General features: G+C 44.8%; 17 protein-coding genes. All 17 read right to left on the bottom strand.

Features of this window, described 5'->3' with window-relative positions:
• Positions 1-25: 25 nt before the first annotated feature.
• Positions 26-1,228, bottom strand: coding sequence for an NAD(P)-dependent malic enzyme (locus tag NCCP2331_RS14005; protein ID WP_153723258.1), 1,203 nt, complete (start codon positions 1,226-1,228; stop codon positions 26-28).
• Between the two features lie 1,161 nt (positions 1,229-2,389).
• Positions 2,390-2,926, bottom strand: a complete 537-nt coding sequence (spoVT, locus tag NCCP2331_RS14000; RefSeq protein ID WP_153723259.1) for a stage V sporulation protein T — start codon at positions 2,924-2,926, stop codon at positions 2,390-2,392.
• A 101-nt stretch (positions 2,927-3,027) separates the two neighbouring features.
• On the bottom strand, positions 3,028-6,543 hold the full coding sequence (gene mfd, locus NCCP2331_RS13995; RefSeq protein ID WP_251671453.1) for a transcription-repair coupling factor: 3,516 nt from the start codon (positions 6,541-6,543) through the stop codon (positions 3,028-3,030).
• A 117-nt stretch (positions 6,544-6,660) separates the two neighbouring features.
• Positions 6,661-6,888 carry an anti-sigma-F factor Fin gene (locus NCCP2331_RS13990; protein ID WP_153723261.1) on the bottom strand — a complete coding sequence of 76 codons (228 nt, stop codon included), beginning with the start codon at positions 6,886-6,888 and terminating at the stop codon, positions 6,661-6,663.
• A gap of 53 nt (positions 6,889-6,941) precedes the next feature.
• Positions 6,942-7,505: an aminoacyl-tRNA hydrolase gene (gene pth, locus NCCP2331_RS13985; protein WP_153723262.1), complete on the bottom strand. Its 564-nt coding sequence runs from the start codon at positions 7,503-7,505 to the stop codon at positions 6,942-6,944.
• A gap of 83 nt (positions 7,506-7,588) precedes the next feature.
• Positions 7,589-8,215, bottom strand: a complete 627-nt coding sequence (locus NCCP2331_RS13980; RefSeq protein WP_194841203.1) for a 50S ribosomal protein L25/general stress protein Ctc — start codon at positions 8,213-8,215, stop codon at positions 7,589-7,591.
• 81 nt (positions 8,216-8,296) lie between these two features.
• Complete coding sequence (locus NCCP2331_RS13975) at positions 8,297-9,256, bottom strand: ribose-phosphate diphosphokinase (protein ID WP_153723264.1); 960 nt, start codon at positions 9,254-9,256, stop codon at positions 8,297-8,299.
• A 27-nt stretch (positions 9,257-9,283) separates the two neighbouring features.
• Positions 9,284-10,642, bottom strand: a complete 1,359-nt coding sequence (gene glmU / locus NCCP2331_RS13970; protein ID WP_153723265.1) for a bifunctional UDP-N-acetylglucosamine diphosphorylase/glucosamine-1-phosphate N-acetyltransferase GlmU — start codon at positions 10,640-10,642, stop codon at positions 9,284-9,286.
• A 272-nt stretch (positions 10,643-10,914) separates the two neighbouring features.
• A complete protein-coding gene (gene spoVG, locus NCCP2331_RS13965; protein ID WP_153723266.1) occupies positions 10,915-11,190 on the bottom strand; it encodes a septation regulator SpoVG in 276 nt (91 codons plus the stop codon).
• A gap of 252 nt (positions 11,191-11,442) precedes the next feature.
• Positions 11,443-11,817 carry a RidA family protein gene (locus tag NCCP2331_RS13960; RefSeq protein ID WP_153723267.1) on the bottom strand — a complete coding sequence of 125 codons (375 nt, stop codon included), beginning with the start codon at positions 11,815-11,817 and terminating at the stop codon, positions 11,443-11,445.
• Positions 11,805-12,647 carry a pur operon repressor gene (purR, locus tag NCCP2331_RS13955; RefSeq protein ID WP_153723268.1) on the bottom strand — a complete coding sequence of 281 codons (843 nt, stop codon included), beginning with the start codon at positions 12,645-12,647 and terminating at the stop codon, positions 11,805-11,807. The genes NCCP2331_RS13960 and purR overlap by 13 nt, the downstream gene beginning before the upstream one ends.
• Before the next feature lie 57 nt (positions 12,648-12,704).
• Entirely contained in the window at positions 12,705-13,571 is an 867-nt protein-coding gene (ispE, locus tag NCCP2331_RS13950) for a 4-(cytidine 5'-diphospho)-2-C-methyl-D-erythritol kinase (RefSeq protein ID WP_153723269.1), read from the bottom strand.
• 156 nt (positions 13,572-13,727) lie between these two features.
• A complete protein-coding gene (locus tag NCCP2331_RS13945; RefSeq protein WP_153723270.1) occupies positions 13,728-13,901 on the bottom strand; it encodes a small, acid-soluble spore protein, alpha/beta type in 174 nt (57 codons plus the stop codon).
• Between the two features lie 775 nt (positions 13,902-14,676).
• Positions 14,677-14,943: a biofilm formation stimulator Veg gene (gene veg, locus NCCP2331_RS13940; RefSeq protein ID WP_081243506.1), complete on the bottom strand. Its 267-nt coding sequence runs from the start codon at positions 14,941-14,943 to the stop codon at positions 14,677-14,679.
• A gap of 145 nt (positions 14,944-15,088) precedes the next feature.
• Positions 15,089-15,982 carry a 16S rRNA (adenine(1518)-N(6)/adenine(1519)-N(6))-dimethyltransferase RsmA gene (gene rsmA / locus NCCP2331_RS13935; RefSeq protein WP_251671452.1) on the bottom strand — a complete coding sequence of 298 codons (894 nt, stop codon included), beginning with the start codon at positions 15,980-15,982 and terminating at the stop codon, positions 15,089-15,091.
• A complete protein-coding gene (gene rnmV, locus NCCP2331_RS13930; RefSeq protein WP_251671450.1) occupies positions 15,975-16,541 on the bottom strand; it encodes a ribonuclease M5 in 567 nt (188 codons plus the stop codon). Before rnmV ends, rsmA begins: the two co-directional genes overlap by 8 nt.
• Before the next feature lie 136 nt (positions 16,542-16,677).
• Entirely contained in the window at positions 16,678-17,922 is a 1,245-nt protein-coding gene (locus tag NCCP2331_RS13925) for a G5 and 3D domain-containing protein (RefSeq protein ID WP_251671448.1), read from the bottom strand.
• Between the last annotated feature and the right edge of the window lie 109 nt (positions 17,923-18,031).

Below are 18,031 nucleotides of genomic sequence, written 5' to 3'. Positions count from 1 at the left end.
GAAAGATTGGTCGGTATACTCAGTTTTAACGGGTGGGAAGTATGATTTCTTTAGCTACTGACACGTTCGTGCGCATTGCCGCCTTACCTACTTCATGCGCTACAATTGAAGCCACACGATCATCAAATGGATCAGGGATTATATAATCTTCACGTAAATCTTCTTCTCTAATCAATCCCGCGATTGCGTAAGTTGCCGCAAGCTTCATCTCTTCGTTAATTTCCGTTGCTCTGACATCAAGCGCGCCTCGGAAAATCCCCGGGAATGCCAAGACATTATTTACCTGGTTCGGATAATCGGAACGTCCTGTCGCGATTACGCGGACACCGTATTCTTCAGCCAGTTCAGGTTTCATTTCAGGAATTGGGTTAGCAAGACCAAAAACGATCGGATCAGTATTCATGCTCGCAACTAATTCCTTCGTCAGTAAGTTTGCTACGGAAACACCTACAAATATGTCTGCACCTTTCATCGCTTGCTCTAATGAACCTTCGATTTTGTTACGGTTGGTAATGCGTGACATCTCATGCTTCACACTATTCATGGAGTAATCTCTGCCTTCAAAGATAATCCCTTTAGAATCACACATGATAATGTTTTCAAAGCCCATGCTAAGCAATAGTTTTGTAATAGCTACACCTGCTGCGCCCGCACCGTTCAAAACGATTTTCACTTCATTGGCTTTTTTGCCGACCAGTTTCAATGCATTGATCAATCCAGCACCGACAACAATTGCCGTACCGTGCTGATCATCGTGGAAAATCGGGATATTACATTCTTCGCGTAATCTTTTTTCGATTTCAAAACAGCGCGGAGCGGAGATGTCTTCCAAGTTGATTGCACCGAACGTCGGGCTCATCGCTTTGACTATATTGACAATTTCGTCCGGGTCCTTCGTATCCAGACAAATCGGGAATGCATCAATTCCTGCGAACTGCTTCAGCAATAAAGCTTTTCCTTCCATGACAGGCAAAGCTGCTTCAGGACCGATGTCCCCGAGACCCAGTACAGCAGTTCCATCTGTTACAACCGCCACCAGATTCCCTTTAATTGTATATTCATATGCAAGTGACGGATCTTGTGCAATTTCTACACAGGGTTCAGCAACTCCTGGTGAATACGCCAAACTTAAATCCTCTTTATTTTCCAAGGGCACTTTTGAAACAGTTTCCATTTTTCCGTTGTGGATTTGATGCATGTGTAAAGAAGATTTGTATTGCCTGTTCATAAATATCTCTCTCCCTGTCCTGTTAAATAGTTGGTGGTTCTTGTTGTTAGTGATTATAAACGCATTGACAAAGCAAATACAAGGGGGAATATTCTATCAACTCTAAAAATTGAAAATCGGAAAGCGGTTACATTGCCTTTGTCAAGGCCTTTCTGACAGATGAAAATTTTTTAAAAAAAGTTTTGACTTTTGCTTAATTTCGTAGTATGTGAAATCCTTCACTTTTGATTTGGCTTATGTGAATATTTTCACGTATCACCCATGTGAAAAGCTTCACTTAATCATTTCTGTCATGTGAAATTTATCACATGAGTAGTATGTGAAATTTTTCACCTTATATAGAAGGAAAAATATTCGCTTTTTGGTTAGAAGTTGTCCAATCCTCGGCAAGAACGGAGAAAATCGAAATAAATTAAAGTTCTGTACTAAAAACGTGTGCTTGACTATCCATTTCATCAGCAGTCTGAGATTTGATTGTGAATATAGGGTTATGCGGAAAGAGACCGTTTCCCTGCGTTCCAGGCGGACGCGTTCCGGAGGGCCCTCGGTGAGCCAACTGGTCGCTTCGCTCCCTTTAGTTGTCTCATCCTATCAGGCTGATCCTCCCGGAGTAGTTTTACCGCGGGCTCACACGAAGTGAGTCATGCAGCCGTTGCCGCAGGACGCGGCGAACTTAGGCTGCCTTCCACTCCGGTACACTGGCTGGTGTTTCAATACTTTTTGTGTGAGTAGCGGTATGAGCATAATGTCTGAGACTCTTACGATAGGTGTGGTGTTTCATGCAATACTTAGTATTCTACAAAGGCTCAGACTCTTATGATCAATGCGTTTACAAAGTCGAGAAACGAAAACCATACCACCTAAATTTACACTTTGCAAAAAGCAACATAACATACATTCCCCACACCAGCGTAGGCGCAACTGCGGGGTCGGCCGTTGCTGTGAGACTGCTGGCATGCTCTTCGCCAGTAGGCTCATAGCGTAAGGCAATCCCCCAGCGCCGAAGCGGCTTCAAACTGCAAATTCACACCGTATTTAAGCTTCCTTCAAAGTCGAGTAACGAAACCTGCACATACTAACTCCACAAACAAAAAACTCACAATCCCATTACTCTGGACTGTGAGTTTTCCGATAAAAATTTGACACAATAACCGCATCTGTTTAATTTTCCATCTGCTTTGCTAAGAAATTCGCTGCAGTTTCAGCTGCTTTTTGTTCCACTTCCCCAACAAAATGAACTTTGGACAATAAATAGACTGCACCAATTGCATCTCCATTCGTCACAATCGGCGCCATACAATAGGATTTAATCTGTTCCACCTGTCCAGGCACCCATTCCACTGACTTTTCATGCTTTTCTACAATAACCGTCCTGTCGTTCAGCAGCTCTTCACAAGATGCTGACAACTGACGGTTGACATAGTCCTTTTTCGACAGACCCGCCACCGCCAGCATCTCATCACGATCACTGATCAAAGCAGGCGTTCCAAGCGTTTCATACAGAGTTTCTGCATATTCCACTGCAAATTCGCCAAGCTCTGATATAGGTGAGTACTTTTTTAGAATGACTTCCCCTTCTCGATCGGTGAATATCTCTAAAGGGTCTCCTTCACGAATTCGGAGTGTCCTCCTGATTTCTTTTGGGATGACCACTCTGCCTAAGTCATCAATTCTGCGGACAATACCCGTTGCCTTCATGTATAATGCCTCACTTTCTCGAAATGAAATGTATTTCTGAGAGTAGTATGCATCATCATTGGTCATTTTATGCAATGAAGGATTTCCGCGGAATCTGCTGATCAATCTTCTTTTGCCGTCTCCTGCATGGTGTGCACCATATCCTCAATCATGTCAAACTCCGTAAATTGATTTGACTTCTTCTCGTTCACAGTCACGATAATCTGGCCGTTTTCAAGAGTCAGTCCAACAGCATGGCCAAATTTTAATGAATGCTCCATAAGCTTGGCGCCGTCTGCGCGTGCAGTTCCTTCTACAGTCAGCCTGATTTCCACCATATTCTGCTGCTTTTTAATAGATTCTACACCAGCCGTGCGCCCCCATGCTTTCATTCGACCGACACGCAGCAATAAATCTGCTTCAAGCGGCATATCGCCGAACCGGTCGATCATCTCATCGACCAATTCCACATAATCCTCATCGTTCTCAATCGCTTTTACACGTTTATACATTTGAATTTTTTGATAGCCGTCCCGAATATACGTTTCAGGAAGATAAGCATTGATCGGCAGGGAAATTTCGACATCGGTCTTCTCTTCCTTGGCAACGCCCGTCTGCCGTTCCTCGATCGCTTCCTGCAGCAATTGAGAATATAGATCAAACCCAACCGAATCAATAAAGCCATGCTGCTGTGAACCCAGCAAGTTTCCGGCACCCCGAATGGATAAATCACGCATCGCAATTTTAAAGCCCGAACCAAGCTCTGTGAACTCTTTGATTGCCTGGAGACGGTTTTCCGCCACTTCCGTCAGCACTTTATCGCGCTGATAGAGCATATAGCTGTAAGCTACACGATTTGAACGCCCGACACGTCCCCGCAATTGATAGAGCTGCGACAGACCCATGCGATCGGCATCGTGGACTATCAGTGTGTTGACGTTCGGAATATCGATTCCTGTCTCAATGATTGTTGTGGTGACGAGCACATCATATTCCCCTTCAAGAAAGCTCATGATCACCGCTTCCAGTGCAGCTTCTCCCATACGGCCGTGTGCGGATGCAATACGCGCTTCCGGCACAAGCTCACGGATTTCCTCTACTTTTCGATCCATATCTTCTACGCGGTTATACAAATAAAATACCTGCCCGCCGCGGCCCATCTCCCGTTCAATCGCTTCCCGCACCAATCCGCCGTTATGCTCCATAACATAGGTCTGGACCGGGAAACGGTTGGCAGGCGGTGTTTCGATGACAGACAGATCACGCACGCCGACCATCGACATATGCAATGTCCGCGGAATCGGTGTAGCCGTCAATGTCAGTACATCGACATTATTTTTCAGCTGTTTCAATTTCTCTTTATGCGTCACGCCAAAGCGCTGCTCTTCGTCAACTACCAGCAGCCCTAGATCTGAGTAGATTACATCTTTTGAAAGCAATCGGTGCGTGCCGATGACGATGTCGACCGTTCCCGCTTTTAAACCCTTAATTGTTTCGTCTTGCTCTTTCTTCGTACGGAATCGGTTCAGCAAGGATACAGTCACCGGATAATCCGCAAAACGTTCTTTCATTGTTTCATAATGTTGTTGCGCTAAAATGGTTGTCGGCACTAAAAAGGCTACCTGCTTGCCGTTGGTAACTGCTTTAAATGCTGCCCGGATCGCCACTTCGGTCTTTCCATAGCCTACGTCCCCGCATAACAGCCGGTCCATCGGGCGTTCTCTTTCCATGTCTTTCTTAATTTCACCGATCGACTGCAGCTGGTCGGCTGTTTCATCATACGGGAAAGCATTTTCAAACGAGCGCTGTAAATCATCATCTTCACTGAAAGCAAAGCCCTTTTCCGCTTCCCGTTTGGCATACAGCTTGATCAAATCATCCGCTATATCCTGGATGGCAGCTGTGACTTTACGTTTCGTCTTCGTCCATTCTGCTCCGCCAAGCTTATGCAGCTTCGGCTCTTTCTCTCCTGATGCAACATACTTCTGAATCAAATCAATCTGATCGGCAGGTACGAATAATTTATCTTCCCCGCGATAGCGTATATCTAGGTAATCTTTTTGCAGACCGCCCACTTCGAGCGTCACGACACCATAATATTTGCCGATTCCGTGATGGACATGGACAATATAATCGCCTGGTTTAATTTCCGAATAACTTTTGATCCGTTCCGCGTTTGTAATTTTAGGCGGACGGGCTTTGCGCTTGGGCTTGCCCGTGAACAATTCAGTGTCTGTGATGACCGCGAGCTTTTGAAACGGCAATTCGAAACCAGCTGTCAGCTCCCCTTCAATAATCGACAGCGTTCCCTCTTTAGTCGGCGAGCCATTAAACACGGCTTCTATATCATATTCCCGCAAAATTTCTTGAATTTGCTTCATGCGTTCATCTGAAGACGCGAGAAGGAAGACATTGAAATTCTCTTTCTTCCAGCGCTCAATCTCATTCTTTACTAAAGGCATCTGACCGTGGAACTGCTGCATTGGCTTGCAGGAAATCGCTAGTGTTTTTTTGATGGTGAAACCGGGCACCGTACGCGTGAATAAAGACAGATATAGCCTAAGCTGATGAATTTCGCTCAGCACATGCTCATATTTCCATGCCGGCTTCGTGTCATGCAGCATTTTGCCGTCTTCAAGCATCGCCAGCTGGTATTCCTGCTCTTCCGCTTCCAAGGTGGCAACCGATTCTTGAATCCGTCCTAATTCATCAAATACAATCAGGCCGTCTGAAGGAAAATAATCTGTCAGCATAGCGCTTGCTTCAGATGAAAATGAGGCATACTTTTTCATCGTATCCGGGACAATTCCGTCTTTCATGAGACCGATGTCTTCCATAATGGTCGTCAGCAGTTGCTGCTGCAGCTCTTCACTTTTGATTCGTGTCAGACTGTCACCCAATGCCTGCTCGACATTACGGGATACTTGCAGCAGTTCTTCCTGCGACCAAATGAACTCCGTCGCAGGCAGTAGTGTAATAGTATCCAGCTTGCCTGTCGAACGCTGATCTTCAGCTGAAAACGTACGGATTGAATCGATCGTTGCATCAAACAGCTCGATTCGCACGGGTTCCTGCATCGTCAGCGGATAAATATCCAGAATCCCCCCGCGCGATGCAAATTCACCTGGCGCACTGACCAAGTCTTGACGTATATAGCCCATCGAAACAAGTTTCTCAAGCCAAATGCCGACATCAATCTCTTCATCCGTTTTTACCGTGATGTAATTTGACAGCCACCGCTCTTTTGACGGCAGCAGTTTTCGGAGGCCCGCCACAGGAGTGATATAAATTCCGCTGCCTGTGCGCGCCATATGATCCAGTGTCTCAATGCGGCCCGCCCGCAGCTCATAGCTTGCGAATGAAAAATCCGCAGCGACCAGCTCTTCCGCCGTATACAGATGAACATGATCTTCATCTGTCATCTTGATTAGATCCTCATACGTGCGCTGTGCCTGAAGCATGTTTGGCGAGACGATTAAGACCGGCCGCTTCAATGACTGCTGGATCACTTTAAAGAAGATAGCTTTAGATCCTCCGGAGAGCCCGGTAACCAACTGCTGATCTTGTCCAGTCTGCAAATCACTCAACAGACCTTGAATCTCTTTTTCTTCTAAAAATAGCTGATCTAGTACTTCCAATCGAATAATCCTCTCTATATATCAATTATGACTTGTCTGCCAAGTCTAGTTTTCTCTTTCATAACAGAAAGCTTTATGCACAAAAAGCTTTGGCTGTAAGCGCCAAAGCAACTGTTACTATTGTAACCATTTTTTTAAGGTGTAATAGGCCGGAAACGACTTCAGCGATTGTTCACAGTGTTCGCAAATACAGCGTATATGCAGACCCCCGTCATGATCGACGGACAACATAGATTGTTTCTCTTCTTTTTCCAGCTTCTCAATCTGGCTGAGGGTTTCCTTCGCTGCTTCAAATGGAATCGAACCTATTTCCGTGTGACAGTGATTGCAAGAATAACGGATCACGTACTCTTCACCTTCCTTTTACAAAGTATAGGCAAAGAATTCATATGTTATGCTTATCCGTTAAATTTATTCATCACTTCAAGAAAAGGTGTCTCCTTGCTCCAGGCTTCACAAGCATCTGCACTTTTCTGGACGGCTTCTTCCATTAGCGGCAGTTCCTCTTTAGTAAAAGGAGCCAATACATAGTCTGAAACTTTCATGCCGCCTGTCGGACGGTCTACACCTATGCGGATCCGGTTAAATTCTGAAGTCCCTAAATGTGCAATCAATGACTTCATTCCATTATGACCGCCCGCACTTCCTTTCTGACGCAAACGGATTTTACCTGCCGGCAGATCCAAGTCATCATAAAGGACAGCAAGTTCTTCATCATCGACTTCAAAGTAGTCAGCCAGCGGGCGCACACATTCTCCTGACAAGTTCATATACGTCATCGGTTTTACCAGGATTACTTTCCCCTGTGCCGTATGAACAGTCGTATAGTGCCCATTGAACTTTTGCTGGAAAGGCGGTGCCTCCAGGCGTTTTGCCAACTCATCAATTACTTGAAAACCAATATTATGACGCGTCTTCTCATACGCTTTTCCGGGATTTCCGAGTCCAATAAATAATCTCATTTGCTTCTCTTCCTTTTCTGAGCGATCGATATATGCATAGAAAAGGAGCGCACGTTACAAACTCCGTGCGCCCATTTCATTACTTATTCTGCTGCTTTATCTTCACCAATTACTTCTGGTTCTGCTTCTGCTTCAGTTGTTTCATCCAGCGCTTCCATCTCTGCCTCTGTGCGAGGTGCAGAAATCGTGACCAGTGCTGTTTCATCTTCATTCAGAATTTCGAACTTCACTTTGTCGCGAATATCGCTGACAAGTATAGTATCTCCGATCTGAAGTTCTGAAACGTCTATGTCAATGCCATCAGGAATATCAGACGGCTTTACACGAATAGACAATTCCCACAGCGGCTGCTGAACTGTCCCGCCTTCTTTTTCACCCGGTGATTGGCCAACCAGGTTGATCGCAGCTTCAACTTCTAGCTCTTCTGTCATATTGATTGCCAAAAAGTCAGCGTGCGTAATATTTCCTTTAAGTACGTCAGATTGATAATCACTTAACACGACATTTACATCGTTGCCGTCTACGTTCAATTTGATAACACCGTTTCTTCCTGTTTCGCGGAGCGTATCAATTAAGTCGCGCTCCTTAACGGAGATCGGTGTGCTTTCTGTCTTGTAACCATAGACTACGGAAGGAATCCATCCGTCACTTCGTAAGTGCTTCAGTGTTGTTTTGTCAGTTTCTCTTAAGTTCGACTGCATTGTGCTCATTTGTATAGTCACCTTTCCTTTGAAAAAGTTTTTTCTAACTCTTGAAACATTCAATACCAGACGACATCAGGTAACTTGTCATCAATCAAATAGCGTGCTTACAGACTTGTTCTCAAACACCCGAATAATTGCAGATGCCAATAAAGGCGCAATTGACAGCTGTTTGATTTTCGGAGATTGTTTATCTTCCGGCAATTTAATGGAATTCGTAATAACTAATTCCTTAATCTGCGAGTTGTTTATCCGTTCAATTGCGGGACCGGATAATACAGGATGTGAACAACAAGCATACACTTCTTTCGCTCCGCTTTCAATTAACGCGCTCGCTGCAATGGTAATTGTACCGGCAGTATCAATGATATCATCGATTAGAATTGCAGTTTTCCCTTCTACATTTCCAACAATATTCATGACTTCTGCCACGTTGGGACGCGGTCGGCGTTTATCGATAATCGCAATCGGCGCTTTCATGCGGTCCGCCATTTTACGCGCTCTTGTAACGCCTCCATGATCAGGCGATACGATGACAAGATCATCACCTGCTAAACCTAGGCCCTGGAAATATTCCGTCAAGATCGGTTCAGCAATTAAGTGGTCGATCGGAATATCAAAGAAACCTTGGATTTGAGGGGCGTGTAAATCTACCGCGATTACACGGTCTGCACCTGCTTTTTCCAATAAATTCGCAATTAATTTCGCCGTGATCGGTTCACGGGAACTCGCTTTGCGGTCTTGGCGTGCATAGCCGTAATATGGCATAACCACATTAATTGTGCGCGCAGAAGCACGCATCAGTGCATCCAGCATGATGAGGAGTTCCATCAAGTTATCATTTACCGGGTTGGAAGTAGACTGAATAACAAATACTTCACAGCCACGAATGCTTTCTTCAATATTGATCTGGATTTCTCCATCACTAAAGCGTTTGACTGAGCATTTTCCTAATGGAAGTCCGACTTGTTCTGCTACTTCTTTTGCCAGTGGTTCATTCGCAGTTAACGAAAAGATTTTCAGTTTATTGTTTGGATAATGATTTGCCATGATGGCCCTCCTGTTAGTTGGGTAAGATTAGTTTTTTACGTATCCCTCTTTATTCTCTTGGCGAACACGCGCAATTGCAAGTGAATTTTCTGGAACATTTTTTGTAATAGTGGATCCGGCGGCTACAAGAGCATTTTTCCCTATTGTCACAGGGGCTACTAAATTGGCGTTGCATCCAATAAATGCGTTGTCCTGTATTTCGGTTTTATGCTTATTCTTGCCATCATAATTGACTGTGATGGTACCGCAGCCGACGTTTACATTCGTACCGATTTCTGCGTCTCCGATATAGCTCAAATGAGATACTTTACTGTGATCGCCGAGCTGAGACTTTTTCACTTCAACAAAGTTCCCGACCTTTACGTGATTGCCCAATTGGGAATCAGGACGTAAATGTGCGAACGGACCGACAGCGGTATTTGAGCCTACCCGGCTGTCCAGTACAACAGAAGAGTGGACTGTCGTGTGATCGCCCACTGTACTGTTCTGCAAATGACTGTTGGGTCCGATAATACAATGCGTGCCGATTTTTGTCGGTCCTTCAATCATCACGCCCGGCTGAATGACTGTGTCGCGGCCGATTTGTGCATCCACACTGATCACAGTCTGTTCCGGATTAATGATCGTTACACCATTGCGCATATGTTTTTCTGCGATCAGGTGACGCATTTCTTTTTCTGCCCGGGCAAGCGCTACACGGTCGTTGACACCCAATGTTTCGTGAAAGTTCGGTGTCGTGTATGCCGAGATGCGCTGTCCTTTAGATTTCAGAATGCCGATGACATCCGGAAGATAGTATTCACCTTGGGCATTTTCATTGTTCACTTGTTTCAGTGTTTCGAATAATGCACGATTATCAAAGCAATACGTACCTGTGTTGATTTCGGTTACTTTGCGTTCTTCATCATTTGTATCCTTATGTTCGACGTTTCGCAATACGTCACCATTCTCTGCGCGGATGATCCGGCCATAGCCTGCCGGGTCATCTGCGTTTGCAGTAAGTATTGTAGCTTTTGCTTCCGACTCATGATGATGGGCAAGTAACGCCTTCATTGTTTCGCTGCTGATCAGCGGCGTATCCCCGCAGACGACAAGCGTTGTACCGTCAAGATTGCCAAGTACCTCTTCCGCCTGCTGCACCGCGTGTGCTGTGCCGAGCTGTTCTTCCTGCAGCGCGTATTCACTTTTATTTCCTAATGACTGCTCTACCATTTCTGCACCGTGACCAACAATGGTAACGATTCGGTCTGCATCCAAATGGCGAATATGATCGATAACATGCTCTACCATCGGTTTACCGCAGACCGGGTGAAGCACTTTATATAAATCCGACTTCATACGAGTCCCTTGTCCTGCTGCCAGGACGATAGCATATGTGTTTGTCATCTGCCGGCCCCCATCCTTAATTCAATATTGACTATATAGGAAGTGATAGGGTTTTTCAAGCATACTCCCTTGACAATTGCAGAACTATCTTTTATCATTATTAATCTTTTTGCGGATTTTGCAGTACTCCGCTAAATCACTAACCCAAACTAACAGGAATGTCTTGTTTATACCCTTTCATCATATAATGAAACCAAAAGGCCATCTACTCGAATAGACGGCCTTCTGGCTGATTCAATCATATGAGAACGCTTTCTTTTGTTTCAATTAGTTTAAAGCGCAACTTCCTCAAGCTCCCCAACTCGATGATAAGCTGCCAAGACTGATTCTTGTACTTTTGTTCTCGCATCAGAATTGATTGGATGCGCTACATCGCGGAATTCCCCGTCTGGCGTGCGTTTGCTCGGCATCGCCACAAATAATCCGTCATTCCCCTCGATGACCCGGATGTCATGGATGACAAATTGATCGTTCAGCGTAATGGAAGCAATCGCTCTCATTCTGCCTTCTGTGTCTACTTTGCGTAATCTCACATCTGTAATCTCCATTTTCCCCACTCCCTTGTTGTCAGTTATTCACAATGTATATATTCTAGATAGAATGGAAAATTTCCTCTTTTTACCCAGAATTTTTGTGTTGATTCTATAATACTAGTTTTTCACTCAGATTAAAATAGAATTTTTGTGAATTTTTAAATTCTATTTTCATTGCATCCCAAATTTTCCTTTTAAGAGTACCCTAATAAAAAACAGTTCCCATGTCTGTGTTAGAAATAGGAACCGCCTGTTTGACTGTTGAGATTATTTACAAAGCGCAATTACTTCGATTTCAACGCGTACGTCTTTTGGAAGACGTGCGACTTCCACTGTGGAACGTGCCGGTTTGTGGTCACCGAAATGCTCTGCATATACTTCATTTAATTCAGCAAACTCATTCATATCCTGGATGAATACAGTTGCTTTGATTACTTGCTGCAGGCTTGATCCCGCTTCTTCTAGAATCTTGTTTAGATTGGCAAACACTTGGTTTGTCTGGTCTTTAATTCCGCCTTCTACAAGTTCACCCGCTGCGTTCAATGGAATTGCTCCTGATGTATAGACCATTCCGTTTACTTTCACCGCTTGAGAATACGGGCCAATCGCCTGTGGTGCCTGTTCTGTTTTTACATATTCCATTTCTCATTACCGCCTTTCGAAAAATAGTTTCCTTCTTCTAGCTCGATCTTTCTGTGTTTCTCGTCCACTGCGTGCAGTTTAATCAGAGACAGATAGTCATCCACCAAAATCTCTTCGGGATGTTCCGCCTCTACGAGCACTGCAACCCCGCCAAGCTCACAATTAAACTCTGATAGTAAGCTTTTCATGCCATGAATGGTTCCGCCAACTTTCATGAAATCATCCGTCAGCAGCACTTTCTGGCCGCTTTGCATGCTTCGCTTCGACAGTACCATCGTTTGAATCCGGCGTGCAGAACCTGACACATAATTAATACTGACCGTGGAACCTTCTGTTACTCTGCTGTCACGCCTTACAACAATCACCGGGACATTCAAATGCCGGGCAATCGCATGCGCGATAGGAATCCCTTTCGTAGCCACTGTCATGATGGCATCAATGCCTGCATCAAAAAACGCAGTAGCAATCACCTTGCCGATTCGATCGAGAAACTTTGGATTGCCGAGCAGATCTGTCATATACAGATAACCGCCTGGAAGCAGACGGTCAGACTGGGCCAGCTCTTCCATTAACGAATCAATCACTTGCTGTATTTCTTCTTTGCTTGCCAAAGGAATATATTTAATACCGCCTGCTGCACCGGATATGGTCACTAACCGCCCCGTACCGCTCTCTTCAAATGTTTCTTTTAAGATGCCTAAATCTTCACTGATGGAGGATTTGGCTGCAGCGTATCTAGTAGAAAAATACGTCAAAGAAATGAGTGTGTGCGGATTTTCCAGCAAATGGCGCGTCATGTCGACTAGCCTTTCACTTCTTTTCCACTTCATAAATACCGACTCCTAAATCCGAATGAATTATAAGTACATTATCATAATCGTACGGAATTAATCAACTGTCACACGTTCACCCAACATTCGTACTGCATGAACGTCCTGGCAAAATCCTTTGAGCGCATTAACAATTCTCGGTACGCGTGATTCATGCTTGACCAGGCCAAACACCGTTGGGCCGCTGCCGCTCATCAGCACAGCATCTGCGCCGAAACGCTCCATTTGCTCTTTCAGCACCACTACATCCCGATGCAGATTCATTGTGACAGGCTCGAGTACATTACCTAAAGATGAACACACTTTTTCGTAATCACCTTCCTGTAAGGCTTCCATCATCGTCTTCGTTTGCGGATGTTTGATAGACGCCAGATCAAGCTGTCCATAGATATTTCCGGTAGACACACCGATTACCGGTTTCGCCAGGATGACCCAGCAATTCGGAGGTGGCGGCAAATGAGTGATTTTCTCGCCGCGTCCCTGGGCAATCGCTGTGCCGCCATAAACGCAAAATGAAACGTCTGAACCAATTTCCGCGCCGAGCACCGCCAGCTCGTCCAGTGACAGTCCGAGTTTCCACAGTCGATTCAGACCGCGCAATGCAGCAGCCGCGTCTGAACTGCCGCCGGCAAGCCCTGCGGCAATCGGAATATTCTTGTCCAGCGTAATCTCCACGCCTTCATTTATTCGAAAACGTTTCCGCAATAAGTCCGCTGCCTGATACGCCAGGTTTTTCCGGTCATTCGGCACAAAACGATGAGATGACTTAATCGTAATGCTGCGGTCCCGTGTAGGACGCAGCCAAATACGGTCAGCCAGATCGACAGTTGTCATAATCATTTCAACTTCATGATATCCATCCGGCCGTTTATTCAGCACATCTAACGTTAAATTGATTTTTGCAGGCGCCTTTTCGTAAATCATGATAAAAGCTCCCTCCCCACAGCATGTTCTTGCTCATTATATTACCACACAATAGATAGAACGTAGGAGGAATAAACGAAAAAAGAACTGTAAAGCGCATTTCGCGTTTACAGTTCCTTTTGTCAGCCTTTATTGGATTGTCCGTGACATTGGAAGTTACTTTTTCTCCTCTGCCTGCCTGCTTGCCATTTCAATTGCACGTTTCACCATATTGCCTGCATCACGTGATCGAATACCGCCCCAGCCTTCCCGCTGCACTGTCTCATAAAAGCCCAATTCTTTCGCGATTTCTATTTTCAATTGTTCTGACATGACACCTTTTCTGGCCATTCGGCTTTCCTCCTTTGGCTGACATGTGTAGCATGTGGTATATGGGAGGAATTATTCTTTCTTTTTATAGATAAGACTTGTATATTATGTACGCTTGACGCATTGCAATAATGAAATTAACTAAAGTTATGCACGATAAGGTGCCGGCACAAAAAAACTTTCATGAATGGTAAAGGCTCTTCACTAAAACATGTGCTTGGTAGTCTATTCCATGGATTTGACTTGTGCAGTATAGAATAGTAAATGGGTGGATACCGTTTCCCTGCGTTCCAGGCGGACGCGTTCCGGAGGGCCCGCGGTAAGCCAACTTGGTCGCTTCGCTCCCGCAAGTTGTCTTACCTGTCGGGCTGATCCTCCCGGAGTCGCCGCCTTCCACTCCGGTACACTGGCTGGTGTTTCAAGACTTTTTGTGTGGGTAGGTAGTATGAGCATACTATTCGAGAATATAACGATAGTAGCGATGTTTCATGCCATACTTACTATTCTGCAAATACAAAGCTTTTTGATCAATGCAATTACAAAGTAGAAAAAATACACCAACTAAGCTCGCATCCTGTAAACAAGCACCATGATATACATCCTCCAACATCAGCGTAAGGCAATCCCCCAGCGCCGAAGCGGGTTTAAACTGCAGCATGATTTTCGCAATACATACATGACAAGTTGTCAAACCGATTGTGATACAGACCGTGTACAAGTTACTTTTCCAAAACAAAAAATCCGCCAGAACATTCCAGGCGGATTTACTAGGAAATAAATTAAAATTGCTTGGTAATTATTTGATGATAAAGGCCGTTTGATCTGAACCATCAAGAATTGTTATTTCAACCGCTTCGGTCAAAATATCTGCATAGCTGTAAGAAACTCTTTCAAACGCATTGTCATCCTGGTCTAACTCAACTACAAAAACCGCACGATACGTATCGCGCAATACTCCAGCATGTTCGATCGTCTTTTTACGACCGCCGTTCGCTTTTAGGTGGAGACGTTTTCCTAAATGAGCGTCCAGTGACTTTTTAATGTCTGCTAATGTTTTTGGCATGTTGCTTACACCTCACTAACTACTAGCATAACATTTCTGTTCATTTCTGTCAACCAAATTTTTTATTTTAACAGTCAACCTATATATTTGTCAAATGTTTTCTTATAAATTTCACTATATTTTCACAACAAAATGTTGTTGACTTCTACTCCGGTTTCGGCATATGAAAATGAGGGTATAACGCGTTTGCCAGCTTGATGAACTCAGGAATGGATAAAGTTTCGCCTCTTCGTCCGGGATCCAATTCCGCTTTCTCAAAAGCCTCCTGTATTAATTCCTTTTTCTCTTTGCCATCAGGCAATGAGGCCTGCAGGTTATTCCAGATTGTTTTACGGCGATGAAGGAATGAACCCTGCGTAACCGTAAACAAAAAGTCTTCATCTGCCACATCAGGATACGCTTCTTCCCTGCGCGTTAAACGCAGCACAGCAGATTCTACATTAGGCTGCGGAATAAATACCGTTTTAGGCACGATCATTGACACTTCTGCATCCATATAATACTGCACGGCAATCGATAAGGAGCCGTATGCTTTGGTGCTCGGCACAGCAGTAATCCGGTCCGCCACCTCTTTTTGCATCATGATCACCAGCTGCATGACCCGCGCTTTTTCCATCAGGAATTTCATGATAATCGGTGTCGTAATATAATACGGCAGATTGGCGACAACCACGATATCCTCATAGTCGGCGAAATGCTCCTCAATCACTTGATGAAGATCCGCTTTCAGCACATCCTGATGAAGTACCGTGACATTCGGGTAAGGAGACATCGTATCTTCCAGTACAGGCAGCAGACGGCCGTCTATTTCGAACGCTATCACTTTTCCTGCCTGACGCGCCAGATGCTCTGTCAGCGCCCCTATGCCAGGTCCCACTTCGATGACACCAGTTTCCTTCGTGATATCTGCGTGAGATACGATATTATGCAGAACGTTCGGATCCACCAGAAAGTTCTGTCCTAAACTTTTTTTGAATGAAAATCCATGTTTCTGTAGTATTTCTTTCGTCCTCATCGGTGTTGCGATGTCTTTATACATCAGTTGTCATTTCCTCCTCGTCAAGAACTGTCAATGCCTCGACTAATTGTTTTTGGGAAATCCGAAACATTTCCAAACGCTTTTTTAATCCTTTACCGTTGACCTGGCCAATTTGCAGCAGCTCGCTCAGTCGTTCGCGCCGTTTTCTGGAATCTTCATGGCCGATCAGCCGTGCCTCGAGCAGCATAGACATAGGGACCTCTTCTATAGTATGCTCATTGACTGTATAAACAGAAGCCAACGCACGGCGAATTGCTTCATCACTGGCATGCTCAATCCCGAGTCCGCGGCCGTTTTTCGCAATCGTATCTTTTTTCGGCAGGAAAGCATGCTTAACGTCCGGAACTTTTTCTTCCACAATCGCACGAATGCGCCTTCCGGGAAAATCTGGATCTGTAAACACGATGACACCACGCGTCTTTTGCGCATGACGAATCCGTTCTATAGTCTTTTCATTGACAGCAGAGCCGTTTGTCTCAATTGTATCCGCACCTGTTGCCCGCCTGACAGCGACTGTGTCCGATTTTCCTTCCACTACGATGACTTCTTCTATATTCACAAGATTCCTCTTTTCTGCCCTTATCATTCTTTCTATTTTACAGTTTTTTCACATGCTGTACAACCATACAGGCCCTTTGACCGGCACATGAAAAAACCGGTAAAAGAAAGTCTCGCTCTCTTTTACCGGCAATCTATCAGTTGATTACTTTAATTTTCACTGTACGGCGTCCAAATTGATAAGCCGCTGCTTTGGTCGGCATATGCAAATCGATACGGTTGCCTTTAATCGCGCCGCCTGTATCTCCTGCTACTGCATAGCCATAGCCTTCAACCCACACTTTTGAGCCTAATGGAATCACGCTTGGATCGACCGCAATCACTTTTAAATTCGGGTTTGCGCGCAAGTCGATGCCTGTTGCCGTTCTTCCTGAACAACCATTGCAATATGCCGTGTAGGCACTGGCGTTGGCATAAAATTCACGGCCGCCGCTTGGTTCATTGCCTCGTGATACCCCTACATTGCCTTTACTCTGCGAAGCGGAAGCTGTATTCGCACTGGCGACCATAACTTTCGATCCTACATTCACTACTTTATGTGTTGGCTTCTCAATTACTTTTTCACTTACCAGCTCACGAGAAACCACTTTTCCGTTCTTCTTCGTTACTTCAAACTTCCGCTGTACTTTTCCTTTTTTACCTTCCTGAACCACTTTTTCGCGGCCCTTCAGTAATTTAGGATCTGCTTTCGTCTGTACTTTGAAGTTCTCCGCTTCTTCCACTACATCGGTGACCTTTTCTACTCGTGCAATTTTTACCGTTGCATTAGACGATGTCAGCGTTGCTTTTGAATCGCCTACTACTTTATCCAATTCATTAAGACGGATATTTTGTTCTCTTAAAAAGTCAGCGACCGTAGTCGAAGTTGACCAGTGGCTACTTTCTTTTCCACCGTCTTTTACCGTAACTTGAAATGCTTTTTCAATCGTGATCGGCTGATTGGCTGAAACGTTTGAGGCGAGAGCAGGTTCAATTTGATCATGCGTGCTGACTTCAATATTTGCTGTCTTCAGCACATCTTGCACCGTTTGCTCCGTCGTCCACATTTCTGTTGCTTTGCCGTCAATATCTATAGTAACTTTTCTCGCCTGTTCCCACTGGATCGCTAAGCCGTTCTCCACTGGTGTGTTCATTGAAGGTTCAAGATGGTCTTGCGTCTTTACTTCTATGTCATGTGCAGCTAACACTTCCCCTACCGTTGCTGCTGCCGTCCGCAATTCGGTTTGCTTACCGTTTAGAGCCAACGAGACATTTTTCTTTTTACCATCAATCAAAACTAGTGATGTGGTAGCTATAAATAAAGCCATTGCAACTGCTAAAATTGCAATACGCTTACCCTTCGTTGAAAGCATGAACAGGTTTTTCATGGGTTTCTGAGACATGAAAAAAACTCCTCCTTCATTACTCGGCTGAGTATATAGTGTTTGATTTTGCCTGTCAACCTTTTAAACTGATAGCCAGTCGGGAGAAGGCAGCACTTTTTTGTCTGTA

It is taken from the genome of Sporosarcina sp. NCCP-2331 (assembly GCF_023707945.1).
In the GTDB taxonomy this organism is placed as follows: domain Bacteria; phylum Bacillota; class Bacilli; order Bacillales_A; family Planococcaceae; genus Sporosarcina; species Sporosarcina cascadiensis.
The sequence above is the reverse complement of the archived record's forward strand: the minus strand, read 5'-3'. Positions and strand labels throughout refer to the sequence as shown.